11 protein-coding genes are annotated in these 20,050 nt (G+C 39.0%); 7 read left to right on the top strand and 4 right to left on the bottom strand.

Going from position 1 to position 20,050, the window contains the following annotated elements:
• Positions 1-15: 15 nt before the first annotated feature.
• On the top strand, positions 16-6,555 hold the full coding sequence (locus JMN32_RS26970) for a PKD domain-containing protein (protein WP_238354652.1): 6,540 nt from the start codon (positions 16-18) through the stop codon (positions 6,553-6,555).
• A gap of 79 nt (positions 6,556-6,634) precedes the next feature.
• Here the strand turns inward: JMN32_RS26970 and JMN32_RS26965 are convergent, their stop codons facing one another.
• The 3 genes from JMN32_RS26965 to JMN32_RS26955 form a co-directional block, all read right to left on the bottom strand.
• Positions 6,635-6,964 carry a hypothetical protein gene (locus tag JMN32_RS26965; protein ID WP_202859532.1) on the bottom strand — a complete coding sequence of 110 codons (330 nt, stop codon included), beginning with the start codon at positions 6,962-6,964 and terminating at the stop codon, positions 6,635-6,637.
• A gap of 131 nt (positions 6,965-7,095) precedes the next feature.
• Entirely contained in the window at positions 7,096-9,027 is a 1,932-nt protein-coding gene (locus JMN32_RS26960; RefSeq protein WP_202859531.1) for a PAS domain-containing hybrid sensor histidine kinase/response regulator, read from the bottom strand.
• Positions 9,028-10,389 carry a sigma-54-dependent transcriptional regulator gene (locus JMN32_RS26955; RefSeq protein ID WP_202859530.1) on the bottom strand — a complete coding sequence of 454 codons (1,362 nt, stop codon included), beginning with the start codon at positions 10,387-10,389 and terminating at the stop codon, positions 9,028-9,030.
• Between the two features lie 195 nt (positions 10,390-10,584).
• Here JMN32_RS26955 and JMN32_RS26950 point away from each other — a divergent pair, with 195 nt between their 5' ends.
• Positions 10,585-11,049, top strand: a complete 465-nt coding sequence (locus JMN32_RS26950) for a hypothetical protein (protein ID WP_202859529.1) — start codon at positions 10,585-10,587, stop codon at positions 11,047-11,049.
• Between the two features lie 6 nt (positions 11,050-11,055).
• Positions 11,056-11,613 (top strand): rhomboid family intramembrane serine protease, encoded by a 558-nt coding sequence (locus tag JMN32_RS26945; protein WP_238354651.1) that lies wholly within the window; start codon positions 11,056-11,058, stop codon positions 11,611-11,613.
• 115 nt (positions 11,614-11,728) lie between these two features.
• Here JMN32_RS26945 and JMN32_RS26940 read toward each other — a convergent pair whose 3' ends face one another.
• Positions 11,729-12,769 carry a hypothetical protein gene (locus JMN32_RS26940; protein ID WP_202859528.1) on the bottom strand — a complete coding sequence of 347 codons (1,041 nt, stop codon included), beginning with the start codon at positions 12,767-12,769 and terminating at the stop codon, positions 11,729-11,731.
• 377 nt (positions 12,770-13,146) lie between these two features.
• On the opposite strand from JMN32_RS26940, the gene holA reads away from it, so the two are divergent.
• The 4 genes from holA to JMN32_RS26920 all read left to right on the top strand — a co-directional run bounded on the left by holA (position 13,147) and on the right by JMN32_RS26920 (position 20,050).
• The gene (gene holA / locus JMN32_RS26935) at positions 13,147-14,169 is read left to right on the top strand and encodes a DNA polymerase III subunit delta (protein ID WP_202859527.1); all 1,023 of its coding nucleotides are present in this window, start codon (positions 13,147-13,149) and stop codon (positions 14,167-14,169) included.
• 138 nt (positions 14,170-14,307) lie between these two features.
• Positions 14,308-17,367: a tetratricopeptide repeat protein gene (locus JMN32_RS26930; RefSeq protein WP_202859526.1), complete on the top strand. Its 3,060-nt coding sequence runs from the start codon at positions 14,308-14,310 to the stop codon at positions 17,365-17,367.
• Positions 17,368-17,408: 41 nt separating this feature from the next.
• Positions 17,409-19,067, top strand: a complete 1,659-nt coding sequence (locus tag JMN32_RS26925) for a TonB-dependent receptor (RefSeq protein ID WP_202859525.1) — start codon at positions 17,409-17,411, stop codon at positions 19,065-19,067.
• Between the two features lie 146 nt (positions 19,068-19,213).
• Positions 19,214-20,050: a hypothetical protein gene (locus tag JMN32_RS26920; RefSeq protein WP_202859524.1), complete on the top strand. Its 837-nt coding sequence runs from the start codon at positions 19,214-19,216 to the stop codon at positions 20,048-20,050.

The raw sequence follows: 20,050 nt of genomic DNA, 5'->3' as shown, positions 1-20,050 counted from the left end.
TGTAAAGGTTACATTATGATGTTCTTTAATATTAAAAAGTATTATATTACAAGTTTCAATGACAGCCCCATGCTAACAAAACCATCAAAAGCTTTTGCTCCACTCTTGGAGCCACGCAATAGTTTTCGTGGAGTTTTTGTGTTTACGATCTTTTGTATTTCTCTCCTTGTAAACAGTGATTTAGTAGCTCAATGTGGGTTGTCTGGATTAAGTGCAACTTATTGTAGCACAGACGGTGTCGTTACACTTTTTGAAGCGACTTCGGGAGGTACTTTTTCAGGGACAGGAATAGTTGGTAATACATTTGACCCTTCTATTGCCGGGCCAGGGACGCATACAATCAATTACGAGAATTATAATGTATATAGTGCAAATACTTCTGGAACCTTTGATCCTTTCTTGTCACTAGTGGGCTGGACTAAAGTTCCTAATGGAGCAACAGGAGATTTACAGAATGATGATGATGAATTATCAGTAGCAGTGAATATTGGGTTTACGTTTCGTTTTTTTGGTAACGATTATACGCAACTTTATGCATCATCAAATGGTAACATAGCCTTTACTTCATACACTGAAGGTGCTTATTCAAATACTTCGATTCCGGCAGTTTCGGATCCGAATAATATGATTGCCATATTGCGTACTGATCTGGATCCCTCAAATACCACTACAGATAGAATAAAATATAGAGTTGAAGGAACTGCTCCAAACAGAGTGTTTATCCTTTATTACGAAAACGTGGAGAGATTCGGAACAGTGACTGGTGATATAGTAACAACGCAGCTAAAGCTTTTTGAGACTACCAATGCCATTGAAATACATACAACTGAAAATAATGCAACGCTTTCCAATGAAACCAGTTTGCAAGGAATAGAGAATGCTACAGGAACCATAGGTTATACAATCTCAGGTCGTAATGATGAGTTTTGGACTGCTACCAATGATTTTGTTTCATTTATACCTTGTACTGATTCTCAAATGGTTACTGTTTATGAGCAGCCCGTAGCCGATGCAGGGACTGGCGGGAATGTATGTGGCAAAGATGCGGGGAACCCTTTCATGTTTACGGGAGTGGGGAGTGTAGGAACAGGCACTTGGAGCCAGCAGAGCGGTCCTGGAGTCAGCAGTTTTGGAAACGCGAACGTAGCAAGTACGACAGTGACCGCAGATACATATGGTAGCTATGTTTACCGCTGGACCGAAACGAATGGCGGTTGTAGTAGTTTTTCAGAAGTAACAGTAAACTTCTATGAACCAACGATAGCGGATGCAGGAGTGGCTACAGCTGAGGAATGTGACCTGAACATCAGTTTGGCAGGTGTTCAGAGCATCTCAGGAAGCACTGCCAGTTGGAGTGTAGTCGCCGGCAATGCAGCTGACATCACATTTAGCAACTCGAACATCTTCAACCCAACAGCCACCAGCACCGCCTATGGCACTTACACATTCCGACTGACCGAGAGTAATGGTGTATGTACTTCTACGGATGATATTACAGTAACTTATAGCGAGCAGCCCGTAGCCGATGCAGGGACTGGCGGGAATGTATGTGGCAAAGATGCGGGGAACCCTTTCACGTTTACGGGAGTGGGGAGTGTAGGAACAGGCACTTGGAGCCAGCAGAGCGGTCCTGGAGTCAGTAGTTTTGGAAACGCGAACGTAGCAAGTACGACAGTGACCGCAGATACATATGGTAGCTATGTTTACCGCTGGACCGAAACGAATGGCGGTTGTAGTAGTTTTTCAGAAGTAACAGTAAACTTCTATGAGCCAACGATAGCGGATGCAGGAGTGACTACAGCTGAGGAATGTGACCTGAACATCAGTTTGGCAGGCGTTCAAAGTATTTCGGGTAGCACCGCCAGCTGGAGTGTAGTAGCCGGCAATGCAGCTGACATCACATTTAGCAACTCGAACATCTTCAACCCAACAGCCACCAGCACCGCCTATGGCACTTATACCTTCAGGTTAACCGAGAGCAATGGCGTATGTACTTCCACGGATGATATTACAGTAACTTATAGCGAGCAGCCCGTAGCGAATGCCGGATTGGGAGGCAGCGAATGTGACCTCAACTTCACCTTCAATGCCACTTTGAGCACGCCATCCGGAACAGGTTTATGGACTAAGGTAAGTGGTCCAGCCGGAGAGAGTTACAATGATGCCAGCCTTGAAGCAGCAACAGTAACAGTAACAGCTTATGGTACTTACGTTTACCGCTGGACCGAAACGAATGGCGGTTGTAGTAGTTTTTCAGAAGTAACAGTAAACTTCTATGAACCAACGATAGCGGATGCAGGAGTGGCTACAGCTGAGGAATGTGACCTGAACATCAGTTTGGCAGGCGTTCAGAGCATCTCAGGAAGCACTGCCAGTTGGAGTGTAGTCGCCGGCAATGCAGCAGACATCACATTTAGCAACTCGAATATCTTCAACCCAACAGCCACCAGCACCGCCTATGGCACTTACACATTCCGACTGACCGAGAGCAATGGTGTATGTACTTCCACGGATGATATTACAGTAACTTATAGCGAACAGCCCGTAGCTGATGCAGGTACTGGCGGGAATGTATGTGGCAAAGATGCGGGGAACCCTTTCACGTTGACGGGAGTGGGGAGTGTAGGAACAGGCACATGGAGCCAGCAGAGCGGGCCAGGTATTTCAGTCTTTGCCGATATTAATTTGCCAACTTCCTCCGTTACTGTAGATACTTATGGAACCTATGTATATAGGTGGACAGAAGTTAATGGGGTATGTTCTGATTTTGCCGAAGTAACGGTCATCTATTATGAGCCAACGATAGCAAATGCCGATAGAGGTAATGGTTCTCCTTACGATGAATGTGATCAGGTATTTTTACTTGATGCTGTTCCGAGTATTGCGGGTAGCAGTGGAGTGTGGTCAATGTTCAGTGGGGCTGGAATTGCAACCTTTACAAACAGCACAAGTCCAACTACACAAGTGATGGTAAGTGCCTACGGCAATTATATTTTCCGTTGGACTGAGACCAATGGAGCGTGTAGTACCTTCGATGATGTTGAGGTTAACTTTTATCTCCAGCCTGTTGCCGATGCAGGTGCTGGAGGAAGTGAATGCGACCTCGACTTTACTTTTAATGCATCTCCTAGTATTGGAATTGGGCTCTGGACTCAAGTTGGTGGTCCGGGCATCTCATCTTTCGTTAATGCGAATAATCCGGGTACAAGTGTTTCAGTTGATACTTATGGTACCTATGTTTTTCGTTGGTCCGAAAATAACAATGGATGTATCGATTATGATGATATTACGGTGAGCTTCAATCAGTCACCTACAGTTGTAAGCGTAGCTGATGACGGTGCTTTTTTCTGCGAGCCTGCAACAGTGAGTCTAAGTGGACAAATTGGGGGTGGAGCTACTACAGGTAGCTGGAGCTTGATATCCGGAGGTTCGGGAACTCTAAGTGCTAGTAGCCTTACAGTGAATACGGTTACTGCCACATACATTTTGGCTCCTGATGAGTACGGGCCTTTGGTTTTTAGGTTAACAACAGATGATGCTGATGGAGCTGGTCCTTGTATAGCCGATTTTGCAGAAACAACAATAACTATAAATCAGGCGGCTCAAGTATTTGCGGGAATAGATTTTGAAATTTGTGAGGATGAGACGGCAACAATTAATGGCGTAATAGGCGGTGCTGCTACTTCAGCTACATGGGGGGGAGGTGCAGGTGTATTTGGTGATGTAAATAACCCAATTACCACTTATAAGCCTACGGTGGATGAAATAAATGCTGGGTTTGTAATTTTGACGCTCACCACTAATGATCCGGATGCAGGAGGACCTTGTTCCTCGGAGAGTGATAATGTTAGAATTACTATCAATAAACTACCGGAAGTAGCCTTAACAGGGCTGGGTATGGTGTATGCTGAAAATGATCCACCAGTAGAAATGGAAGGCTTTCCTTCCGGAGGAACTTATATAGGTCCCGGAGTGAATTCAGGAACGAATATTTTTGACCCTTCTAATGCTAACATAGGTGGAGGCATTCCAAATTTAATTGTTTACGAATACACACATCCAATCACCGGGTGTACTAACGCAGATACTGTTGAGGTCTTGGTCAATGCTGCAACTACTATCAATTTTACCGTTGATGGGGCAACGATTGATAATAATACAGGTAATCAACAGATTTGCGCAGAGCAAGGCTTGGTCAAGTTGTTTGGTAGCCCATCGGTGTCAACAGGCCTATCTCCAACTAACTTCTCAAGCACTATCTCAGGGTTAATAACTCAGGCAGGTGGTGAGTATTATATTCAAACAGACGGTTTTGGGCTTGTTTCTGATACAGTAAGGATAAAATATACTTATACAAACTCTGATAATGTTACTACAGTTATATATAAGGATGTTATAATATTTGGAAGCCCTGTTGCAGATATATCTGTTACTAATTCATGTATTGCGGATGTGATCACCTTTACGGATAATACGTCAGCCCCGTCTTCAACGTCTTTAATAAGTTGGGTATGGGATTTCGGTGATGGTACTTTTAGCAATCAACAAAACCCTACACATACCTATGACAATCCAGGAATCTATACTGTTAAATTAATAGCTACAACGGTGCAGGGCTGTTCAGACCAATCGAGTAAGGTAGTCCGTGTTGGAGAGGTACCGGTTGTGGATTTTGAGAGGTCCGAAATTTGTAATGGTGATGCAACAGAGTTTCGTGATTTATCAGATCCGGGGTCTATAAGTACGATAGTCACGCATACTTGGGATTTTGGAGATGGAGAAATGATCACTGGCCTATCGAATGACCCTATTCCACCGGGTACCCATGGGGGTAGAACTACAGGTACATACAAAAATCCTTTTCATGAGTACGTTAATGTAGGAAACTATAAAGTCAACTTAACGGTAGAAACCAATGACGGTTGTAGTAATTCAACAACTAAAGATGTGTTTATTCTACCGTTTAATGTAATTACGATTCTTCCTGAAACTGCTTACGAAGAGGATTTTGAAGTCGATGCCGGTGGCTGGGTTGCACAGTCTAATGAAGGTGCAGTTGGCGATTCCAGTTGGGTGTGGAGTGAGCCAAACGGTTCTGTAATCAATAGTCCGGGAAACAAAGTCTGGTGGACTGGTGGAAATTCTGGCTCATATAATGCTTCGGAGGACTCATTTATTAATGGGCCATGTTTTGATGTTTCCGGCTTAGACAGGCCGATGATAGCTATGGATATTTGGGTTGATACCCAAGATGGGTTTGATGGTGCCGTGTTACAGTATTCTGTTGATGGAGGTATTAGCTGGCAAAATATAGGAGCTATAGGAGGAGGAATTAATTGGTATAACACACAGGGTATAATCAGTAGGCCTGGGGATAGACCTGGTAACTTTAATGAAGGAGATCAGGGGTGGACAGGCCAAACAGGAGGATGGGTATCTGCTCGATTTAGTCTGGATGAAATTCCAGTCGCTGAAAGAAGTCTCGTTAGATTAAGAATCGCTTTTGCTAGTGATGCTAATAATCCACAGGGGTCGGATCTTAATGGCTTTGCTTTTGATAATGTGTTTGTAGGCAATAAAACAAGAACTGTTCTTATAGAGCATTTTGCCGATAGTGAGGTAGATATCAGTAATCAGGCGACAGGTCATTTTGAACAAATTGAAATGAACCAGATAACTGCCACTGGGGTATCTGATTTTACTTTGCTTGAGTATCATATTGCCAATTCCGGAGGAGACCCTTTTAATGGTGATAATCCGGGAGACCCTAGTGCAAGATCACTTTATTATGGTGTATCGCAAGCTCCAAATGCTGTTCTTGGAGGAAATCAGTTTAATGGTAATCCATTTGAGATTTCTGTAACAGATATAGATAGAAGGTCGCTAGAGGATCCTCTATTCAAAATTTCTATAGACACTATTTCTAGTGCCGTTAATACCTTGGTTGCAGATGTAACAATAGAGGCATTGACAGCTTTTACAGAAGAAGTTACAGTTCACCTGGCATTAGTGGAAACAGAAGTAATACATGATGGTATTACCTATCATAATGTGTTAAAGAAACTTTTGTTCGGAGGTAATGGTCAAAGTTTAGCGCTTAGCTGGACTCCCGGAACAACTAAAACGTTGAGAGCCGAATGGAACGTTAATGTCCCTATTTATAATCCGGATAAGTTAGGGTATATAGCATTTGTGCAGAATAAGACTAATAGAGAAGTATATGCAACGGCCAGTTCAGCAGCACCTGCCAAGGAGTCTGAAGCAATTACTGGTTTGGTAAATGACCTGCTTTCTCAAGTCAAAAATATAAGTGTATACCCTAATCCTGCTGATAGAGTGTTGAACTTCGCCATTACGGAGAAGGCCTTGGAAACTTATACATGGAAGATTGTTGATCAAAGGGGTGTTACCATGGAGGAAGGTAGGATAGAGTTTGACAATGGTCTCTTTAGTACTAATATTGAAAACCTCTCCAATGGAATATATTATGTCGTCATCGGTACAGATGATAAGGCTTTGATATATAGAAAGCTAGCAGTGATGAATAGGAAATAATAGAGTAAGGAAATCCCTTTTAAGCTTGGATAATAACTTAAAAAGGAGGGGGGACTTGAATATTGAGAAGGGCACTCTGCTAGTTCTTCTTACTTTTGCTTAGCCCTATAATATGCGCTATCTCTTGAGCAATTTTAGTGTCTTTCAACTTATAACATTGCTGCTTGGTGATATCTCTGGAAATATTGATGAGATTGAGATTTTCTTTTATTGCAGGTGGAATGGAGGCGTCAGGATACTCATCGTATATGAGCAGTTTTGGTTTTAGGCACCAATAAAGTAGACACTCCTCCATACTAAAAAAGTTAAATACTCTTTGTTTGGTTATTTTTTCAATCGTAAGACTAAGGATATTACGGTCATACGTATCCGAATCAACCAGAAAAATTACACCGTCATGTTTTTTCATAGGGAGCTCACTATTTGAAATAGGTTATTTCAAGAAATGTGCCCAAATGAAAAAAAGCCTCTATTTAATTACAGAGATGTTTCTTGATAGGATGAATTCTCTTTTTGGGAATTGTGTTTCATTTCAGGGTTTCATTGTAGATTTTCAAGTGTATATCGCAATTCCATATAAGCTATCTGGCACTTCTGGGAAAGAATATCTACCAACGAAGGGATTTCATCTGTTTTGTAGCTTTCTTTACCATAATCCTCTATTTTCTTTACCACTGGCTTTAGAGATTCAATACCCATAAATGTAATAGATGGTTTTAATTTATGGGCAACATCACCCACTTTCCTCCATTCCATTTTAGTGACCTGCTTTTGCATTTCATTAACTGCAGAAGGAGTATTCGAAATGAAAGTCTCTATCATGTCCCTCATGAATACTTTATCTCCATCGCATACATTGGATAGGTAAGTGAGGTCAGTAACGTTATCTTCTTCCACAGTAGTGTTTTTTTCTAACTCAGAAGGTTTTTCTTTGGCAAACTTTGATATTACCTTATATAGATCTTCGGGCTGGAATGGCTTGGAGAGGTAATCGTTCATGCCTACTTCAAGACATTTTTCGTTATCTCCCTTAATGGCATTAGCCGTAAGTGCAATAATTGGAATGGAGCTCTTTGGAGGCTTTAGTCCTTTTCGAATGTTTTTAGTGGCCTCATAGCCATCCATAACAGGCATTTGAATGTCCATTAATATGATGTCATAATCATTTGTTCGTAGCCTTTCCAGAGCAATGTATCCATTTTCTGCACCATCTACTTCACATTGCCATTTTTTTAAAATATTAAGTGCATATAGCCTATTAATGTCATTGTCTTCAACCAACAGCACTCTTAAACCCTCGAAAGAGTGTCGAGGTGTGGTTTCTTTTCGAGAAGATTGAGGTTGTACAAGATCCTTTATCTGACCAGACTCATAAGGTATTATAAATACAAATCTGGTACCTTTACTTTCCATGCTTCGTACTTCAATAGTACCATTTTGTAGTTCAACAAGCTGTTTTACAATAGAAAGCCCCAGACCTGTGCCTCCATACCTACGGGTTACACTTTCGTCAGCCTGAGTGAAACTCTCAAATATATGATTAACCTTTTCTTTGGGTACTCCAACACCAGTATCGTTAACGGTAAATTTTATAAAGTGTGTTTTGTCTTTTTTATGATCCAGGTCAACCTTTACATTGATTTCACCAATGTGAGTAAATTTAACGGCATTACTTATAAGGTTGATTAAAATTTGATTTAAACGTACCGGGTCCCCAAGTAGTATAGTGTCAGCTTTGGGGTCAATGCTATATTTTAATTCTATTCCTTTTTCCTTACATTGAAACTGGAAAGTATCAATAACAGCACTAAGTTGATATTTAATGTTGAAGCCAATTTTTTCTAGTTTTAATTTTCCAGACTCAATGACGGAGAGATCAAGAATGTCATTAATGATCACTTTTAAGTTCTCCGTAGAATTCTTTATGGCGTTTAAATAACTTACTCGGTCTTCTTCGCTGGTAGCCTCCGTTAGGAGGTTGACCATTCCGGCTATTCCATTAATGGGTGTTCTGATCTCATGGCTCATGTTGGCAAGAAATTGCTCCTTGGCTTTCTGAGCCCTAAGTAATTCCTCGGCATCTTTTTTCCGTTGAGTAATGTCTCTGCAATCTAGTATCAGCCCTTCAAAACCCTCTTTATGTTTTAGGTTTATAGAGTTAAACTCCAGGTATTTGTAGGACCCATCTTTGCACAAAAAGCGAAACTCTATACTCTCATCATAGGGCTTAGTAGTGCTTTTTTCAAATTCCGCCCTGAAAGTTTTCAAGGTCTCGGGTTCCACAAAATCAAAGAAAATTTTCCCAATCAGGCTAAAAGGTGCATGCCCGAGGGTTTCTTCAACAGATGGATTATGATATAAAATATTGCCGTTGTAATCTACAATAAAAATAATATCAGAGCCGTCTTCTACTACTGCTTTGTAAAAGGCGCCTTGGTTTACGTAATCTGCCAGACTTCTAATTGCTTCCATTTATTTTACAGGTTCATCCTCCATTTCCTTCAGGTATCGGTAAATAGTTGATTTACCAATATCAAGTTTATCAGCTACCTGCAATACGTTGTTGTCATATTTATCAAGGTAATATCTAATGATCTTGAAGGTGTAGTCTCTAAGGGTCATCTCTTCGAAAAGAAAGTTGGTTTCCTTTGATACGCTATTAAAGCTAATGTCATCAGCCTTGATCTCATCGTCATTGGCCATAACAGCGGCTAACTCCATAATGGATTTTAGCTCACGTACATTACCCGGAAAAGGATAGCTTAATAACTTTTCCTGAGCTTCGGCCGATAACCTTAAAGTTGGTAGATCATTCTCTTTTGCAAAGGCTTGTAAGAAATGTTTGGCGAGTATTACTATATCATTGCCTCTATCCCGTAAAGGAGGGAGATGTACAGGAAGTCCAAGGAGTCTATAATAGAGGTCTTCTCTAAAATTGCCAACCTTTACTTCTTCTGCCAGGTCACGATGTGTGGCTACAATAAGTCTGATATCGAGCTTGATTATTTCGTTTCCTCCAATTCGAGTTAATTCGCGCTCTTGAATAACACGCAGAAGTTTTGCCTGAAGATTGAGGTCCATTTCACCAATCTCGTCAAGAAAGATGGTACCACCCTCAGCTTCTTCAAATTTACCAATGCGCCGAGTATTGGCTCCTGTAAAAGCACCTTTCTCATGCCCGAAAAGTTCACTTTCCATCAATTCAGAGGGAATGGCAGCAATGTTTACAGCTACAAAGGGTTTCTTTTTGCGTTTTGAGTTATAATGAATGGCTTTGGCTACCAACTCTTTTCCTGTACCGGTTTCACCTGTTATAGAAACGGTAATATTGGTTTTGACGGCCTTCTCCAATAAAGCGAAGACTTTTTTGAGTGCGCCACTACTTCCGACAATGCTTTTATCAAACTCGTATTTTTCAGAGATCTCCTGTTTCAGGTAATCAATTTGCTTGATCAGGGAAATATTTTGTCTTGCATTATTAATGGTGTTGAGTAGCCTGTTTTTTGTGTCTTCATCTTTTGTAATGTAATCGTAAGCACCAAGCTTAAGAAGCTCTACGGCTGTTCCAATCTTCTCCTGAGCTGAAATAATGATAACCTGGATGTTGTCAAAAGCTTTGATTTCAGACAATACTTTTTCTCCGGACATATCAGGTAAAGTATAATCCAGGGTGATTATTGTTGGTTTTTGGTATAAGTTATCAAGGCAGTCTTTACCTGTTGAAAAGGTTGATACCTCAAAATCAGGATTAAGACTGAGCACATACTGCAAAAACTTGGTATAAGCAGGATCGTCTTCAACAATGAATATTTTAACCGGTTCCTGTTTGTACATACTGTATTGGTTTTAATGTTAGGCTTCTAAAGATAATATAAGTATTTAATTAAAAAGAAAGGTTCATTTTTAATACTTTGAAAAAAATAATCTTTACATGTTGATTTGACAAAAAGCTTCTTTTACTTTGAAATATTAACCCAAAAGGTTTTGTAGAATACAAAATTATTTTAGCTGCTCTAAAACAATAGAAGTATGATTGAAAAATTTAAAAACTTGACCCAGGAGGAGGTTGAGGTTATGTACAAAGTCCCCGTGCTAGTGTCTATATTAATAGCAGGGGCTGATAATGAAATTGACAGATCTGAAATAAAAGAGGCGGTAAGTCTTTCTAAAATTAAACAGTCTAACGCCAGAGAAGATCTTATCGACTATTATAAAGGTGTGGGAAAGGATTTTGAGGATAAAATAAAGGTAATGATCCAACAGTATCCTGTAAGCGCGGAAGAGCGAAACCCAATCATTATATCAGAGCTTGAAAAACTAAATAATATATTGCCTAAGTTGGATAACAGGTTTGCTGTGGAGTTTTATAGTAGTATTAAGGATTTTGCTAAAAAAATAGCGGAATCTTCAGGTGGACTTTTGGGGTACATGGCAGTAGGGTATGAGGAGTCCAAATTAATAGCCCTCGATATGATCAGTGATCCTACAAAATAGAAGCCTATGTCAAATGGTCGTACCTTAATAGGAAGTGCGGTTGTACCTATTAGGTTTGTATTTCTCATGTGGCTATCTTTTGTGGTAGATTTTTTGTTTGGATATGATCTGACGGTTTTTGGTATCTGGCCCCGAACACTTATAGGGGGTATTGGTATTATTACCTCCCCTTTGATACACGCCAATTACATTCACTTAATTTCTAATACAATACCATTACTTTTTTTAGGAGTGGTATTGTTTTATTCCTATCATAGAATTGCTTCAGGGGTGTTTTTACGTTGTTATTTCTTTACGAATCTGCTTGTTTGGCTATTTGCCAGACCATCTTTTCATGTGGGTGCCAGTGGATTGGTTTATGGAATAGCTTCATTTTTGATCTTCTATGGATTTATGAGAAGAGATTTCAAATCATTGTTTGTGTCAGTGATAGTGCTCTTTATCTATGGCTCTATTTTTTACGGTGTTTTACCTGTTAATTCTCATGTTTCCTGGGAGTCGCATCTTGCCGGGGCAATTGTAGGTGCTGTAACTGCTTATAATTATAGAAAGGTTAAAGCCTGACAAATTAAAAAAATGGAGATGTCTTAGAGATAGGTATAAAGAGCATACTGACGTAAATTAAAAAGCCGTCTAAAAAGTATTTTTTAGACGGCTTTTTACAAACTAACTATCTGCTTTAAGGTTGAACTTTAATGTCCAATTCTATATAATCACCAGTTCCAAAAGTACCATTGATACTTACAACTCTGATTAAACCTTTTTTACCATAGCCATCAACAAATTCAATAATATCACCAACTTGCAATCCTGTTACACTTTCAGTAGCGGGTTTAGTAATAAAATCCAAATCTCCTTTAACCGCCACGGCATCAAAATCTGCTGAGGTTTTGCTAGACCCAGTGAAATATGCATGGTTTAGCTCTTCCTGAGGTGTATTGGTGAGGGTTGCAACCGCAACCAATGCTGTATTTGGATCATTGTCATGATTAAACAATTTAGGGTAAGTATATGTTGATGCAAGAGAAGCATTATTTGTATTTCCATAGTAATATCCAAAATCCCAGAAAGAAGCATATTCTACACCTTGGCTAATCTGGTATGTTTCTCCATTATACGTAGAAATGAAAGTTTTTGAAGACCCGTCTGCCAATGGAGCATAAAGAAGTTTTGCTGAATAAGATTTTACTGCAGCAGCCTCATTTGTACCTCCATAATTTAGAGTGATACTTCCTGTTCCAACCGCAAACCGTTTAGTTTGATCTCTATAGTCACCACGGCCTGTAGTTGTCCATAGTTTATAAACTACAGTACCAGTACCTACACCAGAAGGAACTGGTAAAGTAAGTTCGTAAACAATACCGTTTGAGTTTGCAGCTTCGATATCAATTGAACCGTCGGCTTTTTTGTCAACTGCAGCGGTGATTTCAAAAGGCTCATCTCCTTGTCCACCTATATTTTGAGTGATGTACAACCTTCTCATGCTTACTGAAGTAGAAAGGAAAGTAACTCTTGCTTTAATGGTAGACTGTGTGTTAGCATCCACTGTAACTGTAGCAGATGTAGTATCGCCTGTACCTGCTTCAGATAGTCTTAATATGGCATCATATGACGCATTAGGGTCTACTGGTGTTATTTCATCGTTGTCATCACAACTTGCGAAAAACATAAGACTACCTAACAAGGTCATCATAAATCCTAGTTTCATAGTTTTTCTCATAATTTCAATTTTTGGTTCTTTGTTAATGTCATCAACTATTACATAAACTATACCAGTTTTTTGACAAAGGTAACTTCGTTTATGCGCATAATTTTAATGCGAAAGTATACAGTTTTGTTTTATTTCTGTATATAAATTGACACAACTATTTCCTTAAGTTTTAGTAAATCGATCAACGGTTTTATCTGTCGATATTCAGTAGTTTCTCTTTCTTAATTGTAACCTTCTAACATTCAAATGAATCAATATAATGCTTCTGTAGAATAACAGCTCCAATAGAAATGTTTTCGGGGGGGTAATTCATGCTATATTTATTTATAGACTTTTAGTCATTACTAACTAATCTACTATTTTTGCCTATCACACATTATTGATTTATGGCTGTTACTCCTGAAAGTGTTCTCAAAGATTTAAAAAGTAAAAAGTATGCTCCGGTCTATTTTCTTCAAGGCGATGAGACATACTATATAGATCTTATTTCCGATTATATTGAAGACCACGTGCTGACGGAAAGTGAAAAAGGTTTTAATCAAACCATTCTGTATGGTCGGGATGTAGCTATGAATGCTGTACTGACCAATGCACGGCGTTTCCCCATGATGTCGGAGAAGCAGGTCGTTATAGTTAAAGAAGCCCAGGCTGTTAGTGATATTAACAAAGAGGCAGGGCAAAAGCTATTGGTTGATTATATCCAGAACCCTGTACCATCCACCATACTTGTTTTTTGTCATAAAAATAAAACTCTTGACAAGAGGAAGGCACTGGGAAAATTGATAGAAAAGCACGCAGTTGCTGTTACTACAAAAAAACTTTATGATAATCAGGTACCAGCATGGGTGGAAAACTATATCAAATCTAAAGGCTTTGGGGTATCACCAAAAGCAGTTCAGATGCTGGCAGACTCTATAGGAAATGATCTGGAACGTCTGGCTAATGAAGTGGATAAGATGCTCATCAATTTTAAAGAAAAGGTGCAGATTGATGAGGGCATTGTACAGCGGTACGTAGGTATAAGCAAGGATTACAATGTATTTGAGCTGCAAAAAGCGCTAATGACAAAGGATGTAATTAAGGCGAATAAAATCGTTAACTATTTTGAAGCTAATTCCAAGAAGAACCCGATCATACCTATTGTGGCGATATTATTTTCTTTTTACAGTAAACTATTAATGGCATTTCATGCCAAGGATAAGTCTGAAAGGAACCTGGCTTCAGTATTAAAGGTAAGTCCCTACTTCGTGAAGGATTATATTTATGCTATGAAAAACTATAGTCCTATGCAAGTAGTCAACAATATTCACCATATCAGGCAGGCAGACCTGAAATCCAAAGGGGTAGATAATATCTCTGCTACGGACGGACAAATACTTAAGGAGTTGGTTTTTAAATTATTACATTAGGTGTGTGGCAGTTAAAGCCACCAATGTTTATAGGCCTTACATAAACTATTTTATTTGAGCTGTAAATAACTTTTTGCAATTGTTTCGTTTATAGAGAGAGCTGATCTTTTTATTACCATAAAAAAGAATAACAAATAGATGCGATTAAAATATAGTCTTGTGCTTCTTGCTTTTATAAGCTTTTCTGCATGGAGCCAGAATACTGTTTACCAATCTGAAACAAATACGCTTTTTAGGAAGGGACTTGAGTTGCTTGATAGATCTGATTATACAGCTGCAAGAGAGAGTTTTGAGCGTTTTGTAGAGCAGTCTGATGATAATATCCGGAAAATTGATGCTGAGTATTACATTGCGTTCAGCGCACTTAGCCTATACCATAGTGATGGTGAGAAACTAATTGCGGACTTTATAAAAAAACATCACAATCATCCCAAAGCTGCGGTTGCTTACCTGGAACTGGGGAATTTCTATTTTGCTCAAAAAAATTATAATAAAGCTGTAAAGTATCTTTCGAAGGTTAATCTTTCATTAGTTACAGAGAAGCAACGTCAGGAAACTCGTTTTAAGCTTGGATATTCATATTTTAGTCAGAGGGAATTTGCAGAATCCATCAATTATTTCAATGTACTTAAGAGGCAATCTACTCCCTATGCTGCGGCATCAAGTTATTACGCCGGTTATATTGAATATGAAAGTGGTGAGTATGATAAGGCCATTGCTGACCTGGAACGTGCAGAACGAAATGATGCCTATAAATCTGTAGTGCCAGGCATGATTGCAAATGCCTATTACAAACAGAAGAGATACGATGATCTCATCGCTTATAGTAAAAAAGTATTGGCAGGTTCGGGTAGTGTTAACCAAAAAGATTTTTACCTACTTACAGCGGATGCTTATCTAAATAAAGGCGATTTTAAACTGGCAGCAGAATATTACGGGCTTTATAATGAAAAAATAAACAATCCTTCGCCAGACATACGGTATAGGGCGGGATATGTTAATTATCGTTTAGGAAATAATGAAGAGGCAATAGCAAACCTTAAACATGCAGCGTCTGACCGTGATAGCATTGGAATATATGCTTCATATTATCTAGGTATCCTGTATCTGAAGGAAGGGAACAAGCTTTATGCCCTTACGGCATTTGATAATGCAAGAAAAAACAAAATAAGTATGGCCTTACGGGAAGAAGGTGCATATCAATATGGTAAGGTCAATTATGATTTGGGGCGTTTTGAAGAAGCGATAGAGGCTTTTCGACAGTTTATTACTAACTATTCAAATAGTAATCATGCGGATGAAGTGAATGACCTTTTATCTGAAGCATACCTCAATTCCAATAATTATAACCTTGCCATAACGCATATTGAAAATATGCGCTCCATTAACCGAAGCATGAAGAAAGTCTATCAAAAGGCAACATACCTTAAGGGAGCAGAACTTTTCAATAAAGGAGATTACCGTCAGGCCATAGACTTATTTAAAAAGTCGCTGAAACATCCTATAGATCCAGAATATGTGGCTATGGCTAATTTATGGGCAGCTGAAGCCTACTCAGTAGGGCAGAAGTATGAAGAGGCTATTGGACATTATCAGGCTATTATCGGAAGTTCTTACGGGAGGGGCTCTACCTCAGGGCTGAAGGCCAGATACGGGCTTGGGTATGCTTATTATAATACTAAGGCATATGATAAGGCACTGATTCACTTTAAAGAATATGTTGCTCAATTAGAGCCGGCCAATGATAAGCTGTATTATGATGACGCCTTACTTCGGTTGGGAGATTGTTACTATGTTTCCAAGTTATATGATAATGCTTTAAGATATTATAATCAGGCTATCAAGTTTAATAAGGTGGATAATGACTATGCTCATCTTCAGGCGGGGATAGTACTTGGGGTACAGGGTAATGTAGATCAGGCCAAAGAACGATATGACTTCATTATTAATAACTATTCAAGGTCGCGATATTATGATGATGCTTTATTTCAAAAAGCACAGTTGAATTTTGAGAAGGGACTTTATGAACAAGCGGTTGGTGGTTTTAGTAATCTGATTTCAAAGAAGTCATCAAGTCAATATACTCCTTACGCATATATGAGAAGGGCATCTTCATATTACAATCTTAAGCAATACGATAAGTCCATAAATGATTATGAAAAGATATTGGATGCCTACCCCACTCATTCCATAGCATCAGAGGTGCTTTTGCCATTACAGGAAGTGCTTAATATTCAGAATAGGTCATCCGAGTTTGATAAGTACTTGGCTCAATTTAAAAATGCTAATCCTGAAAAGAAAGGTATTGCGAGTGTTGAGTTTGAAACAGCTAAAAATCAATACTTCAACCTGGATTATGAAAAGTCTATAGCTTCTTTTAACGATTACATCAGAAATTATCCTGATAACCCCAAGGTGTCAGAAGCCAGATATTATATGGCCGAATCGCATTATCGTTTAAGAGAGTTTGATAAGGCGTTGGAGGTATACAATGAACTTCTGGCCAAAGGTACAACTAATCAGTTGAGCAGGGTAATTCATAGAATCGCAGAAATAGAATACAGGGCTGGAAGGTATGAAAATGCAGCTTATTTCTACTACCGACTAGTGAATGCCGCCAATAGCAAGAAACAACAATATTATGGTTGGGCAGGGTTAATGGAATCTTATTATGTGCTAGGGGAGTATGACTCAACCAGTCATTATGCGAATATCATCCTGGAAAAAGGGAATGTAAATATCAGTTCACAAAACAAGGCATCTCTTTATTTGGGCAAGGCTGCTTATGCTATGGGAAAATATGAAGATGCAAAGGATGAGTTTTTGAGCACGCTCAATACAGCCAAAGATGAGCATGGTGCTGAAGCGCAATATTTGTTGGGCCAAATATTCTATCAGAGCAAGCAGTATCAGCAATCTATAGAAGCGCTCATAGAGCTCAATAGCAGTTTTAATGTTTATGAGGAATGGGTAGGGAAGGCCTATCTGTTACTGGCGGATAACTATGCAGCTTTAGGAGATTTCTTTCAGGCTAAAGGGACTTTAAAGTCTATCATCGAAAACTTTCCGTTGGAGCATGTTCGTCAAAAAGCAAAAGCAAAACTGGCTGATATTGAGCAACTTCAAAAGCAGGTTGAGGATAGGTCTGATATTGAATCAGATAGTTTAATCATTGATATTAAAGATATTGAAAATTAATAACTTAAGAGTTTATTATAGATAAAATCTATCACTAAGAAATGAGATATTTTAATATATGTATAGGTGCTTTTTTGCTGTTTATGCCTTTTGCACTGTCAGCGCAGAATGGCTGGGAAAATGATGGCGAAATTGAAAATGTGGAAATTGAAATAGTGAAGGATCGAGAAATCAAACTGCCTAGTGCAAACCGCAATTTTGAGAAAATTCCACCAACTACTGTTGATGCTTCAAAGCAGGAAATTGAATACTTCTACAATAATATAAACTTTGATCTTCCAGACCTGAATGTGAGGGTAAGACCATTGAGAGTAAAAGATGAGAGACTGTCTAAGTTATATGGCAATTATGTAAAAGCGGGTTTTGGTAATTATACTACGCCTTATGTGGAAGGTTTTTTTAACAGTAAGAGAAGTAAGGAATACAGCTACGGGGCTCACTTCAACTACCTGAATTCAAAAAAAGGACCTGTGGATGATGATAACTCAGGTTCTGGTAAAATAGATGTTGATCTCTTTGGTAAATACTTTACAAAGAAGGCTACATTCAGTGGTGACATTGGTTTTAACCAGAGACTGTATCATTTTTATGGTTACCCGGAGGGTCAGGAAGTAGATGCTGATACACTGAAGCAATTTTTTAACAATTACTACATCAAAGGTAGTGTTGAAAATTCTGATGAAAAGTCCGATTTTCACTACCACACTGGTGTTAGGTTTGACTATCTGAAGGATAACCGTGATGCCACTGAGACTGATGCTCAGCTCAATATTAAATTTGAGTATACTCTTAGTGAGCAGTCGTTTGTCAGGCTGGGTGGAGATATTGAAGCCATAAGTAGGGAAGACAATCTCGTGGAAAAGGAAGCGAGAAACTTATTTCGAATCAGACCTTCATTTGGGTTTGATTATGAAGGTTTTAAAATAGTTGTTGGCTTCAATACTGTTTATGAAAATGATACCTTAGGAGATGCAGGAGAAATGCACTTTTATCCTATTGCCAGAGCTAGTTATCCATTCTCTGAGAGCATAGAATTATATGCAGGAATCGGTGGAGATATAAAGAAGAATACTTTGAAGACACTCTCAGAGGAAAATCCATATGTAGATTCTAATATTGGTATTTATCATACCAACAAGACATTTGATTTGTATGGAGGTATTAATGGTAAGCTGAGTAGTAAACTGGGCTTTGGCGCTGGGTTCAGTGCAGCCAATTATAAAAACATGTATTACTTTGTGAATTCTACCGCTGATCAGTCTAAGTTTGAAGTGATATATGATACAGGTAATACTACTGTTTTTAATGTGTTTGGTCAGTTGAGCCTCAACACTGATGAGAGGTTCAGGTTATCAGCAAGAGGTGATTATTGGGGGTATGGAGTAAATGATGTTGAGGAGGCTTGGCACAAGCCTAATTATAAAATATCATCATTAGCCAGCTATAACTTGTTTGATAAGTTCTTATTTACTGCTGAAGCCTATGCAATAGGTGGGATTATGGCGAGGGATACCGAAACGGGCGATGCTGTAAAGCTTGATGCTCTATTTGATTTCAATTTTAAAACTGATTATCTGGTATCAGATCAGGTCTCTGTTTTTCTGCAATTCAATAATATCTTCTCAAAAGAATATGAGGTTTATTACCATTATCCCTCAAGAGGATTACAGTTTATGGCAGGGCTTACTTATAGCTTTTAGTCTACAGGTTTGATTTTAAATGAATTAATATTCCTATATTGGGAGTATTGTAGCAAAAAGATAGTTTGTGTCATGTAGTTTGCCACAGTGAAAAATTAAATTATTTTTGTAAGACCAAGATTAAGGCAACTTTTAAAAATTCAACCATGGCTAAGAAAGATAAAAACGACGAAATAGAAGATAACGATAATATAAATAGAGATTCAAACGATGACTTTAATGAAGCTGATGATAGCTTTGGTTTACCCGATGTTGATTATGAGCCATTAGACAGGGATGAGGATATTCAGGATGATTCATCGCAGGAAGATCAATCAAGTACGATTGAACCGGAACCTGAGCCCGAACATACAGAAACTGAGGATGCATACACTCAGGAAGAAGAGTCTGATGTTTATGCCTCTTCTTCCGAAGAGCCTCATGTAGAGGAGGAAAGTACATACGTGCCGGGAAGTTATACGCCTCCAAAGGATAACTCTATGTTGCCAAAAATTTTAGGATTGGTATTCGTACTGTTGCTGGCTGGTGCCGCCATTTGGTGGTTTGGTTTTCACCAACCAGCTATAGAGGCTGAGCAAAGGGCAAAGCTAGAGCAGCAGAAGCGTATAGAAGAACAGAAGCAACGTGAGGAAGAAGCTCAGCGCGAGAGGGAAAGACTTGAACGTGAGCGGGCACAAAGAGAAGAGGAGGCTAGGTTGGCAGCGCAAGAAGCAGAACCTAAAATTGGTACAATAGAAACAATTTCTTCTCGTACAGGGCGTTACTATGTGGTAATTGCTAGTGCTATTGATGAAGATCTGGCTATGGACCATGCGAAGAAACTTAGCAATGAAGGCGCAAATATATCGATAATTAAGCCTTTTGGCAGCAGCAAATTTCATAGAATAGCAGTAGAGAGCCATGATACTTGGGCAGGAGCAGAAGCTTCGGCGACTGATTTAAGAGGGCAATATGGCGATGATGTATGGGTAATTAAATATTAA

The organism is Fulvivirga marina (assembly GCF_016775155.1).
Taxonomy (GTDB): domain Bacteria; phylum Bacteroidota; class Bacteroidia; order Cytophagales; family Cyclobacteriaceae; genus Fulvivirga; species Fulvivirga marina.
Note: the sequence above shows the minus strand (reverse complement) of the source record. Positions and strands in the feature narration are given on the sequence as shown.

Excerpts from the sequence above, each read along its gene's own strand:
- JMN32_RS26945 (WP_238354651.1), top strand. The coding sequence starts at position 11,056 with ATGTCAAATGGTCGTACCTTAATAGGAAGTGCGGTTGTACCTATTAGG.
- JMN32_RS26970 (WP_238354652.1), top strand. The coding sequence starts at position 16 with ATGATGTTCTTTAATATTAAAAAGTATTATATTACAAGTTTCAATGAC.
- JMN32_RS26960 (WP_202859531.1), bottom strand. The coding sequence starts at position 9,027 with ATGGAAGCAATTAGAAGTCTGGCAGATTACGTAAACCAAGGCGCCTTT.
- JMN32_RS26950 (WP_202859529.1), top strand. The coding sequence starts at position 10,585 with ATGATTGAAAAATTTAAAAACTTGACCCAGGAGGAGGTTGAGGTTATG.
- JMN32_RS26930 (WP_202859526.1), top strand. The coding sequence starts at position 14,308 with ATGCGATTAAAATATAGTCTTGTGCTTCTTGCTTTTATAAGCTTTTCT.
- JMN32_RS26925 (WP_202859525.1), top strand. The coding sequence starts at position 17,409 with ATGAGATATTTTAATATATGTATAGGTGCTTTTTTGCTGTTTATGCCT.
- JMN32_RS26920 (WP_202859524.1), top strand. The coding sequence starts at position 19,214 with ATGGCTAAGAAAGATAAAAACGACGAAATAGAAGATAACGATAATATA.
- JMN32_RS26955 (WP_202859530.1), bottom strand. The coding sequence starts at position 10,389 with ATGTACAAACAGGAACCGGTTAAAATATTCATTGTTGAAGACGATCCT.
- holA (WP_202859527.1), top strand. The coding sequence starts at position 13,147 with ATGGCTGTTACTCCTGAAAGTGTTCTCAAAGATTTAAAAAGTAAAAAG.
- JMN32_RS26940 (WP_202859528.1), bottom strand. The coding sequence starts at position 12,769 with ATGAGAAAAACTATGAAACTAGGATTTATGATGACCTTGTTAGGTAGT.
- JMN32_RS26965 (WP_202859532.1), bottom strand. The coding sequence starts at position 6,964 with ATGAAAAAACATGACGGTGTAATTTTTCTGGTTGATTCGGATACGTAT.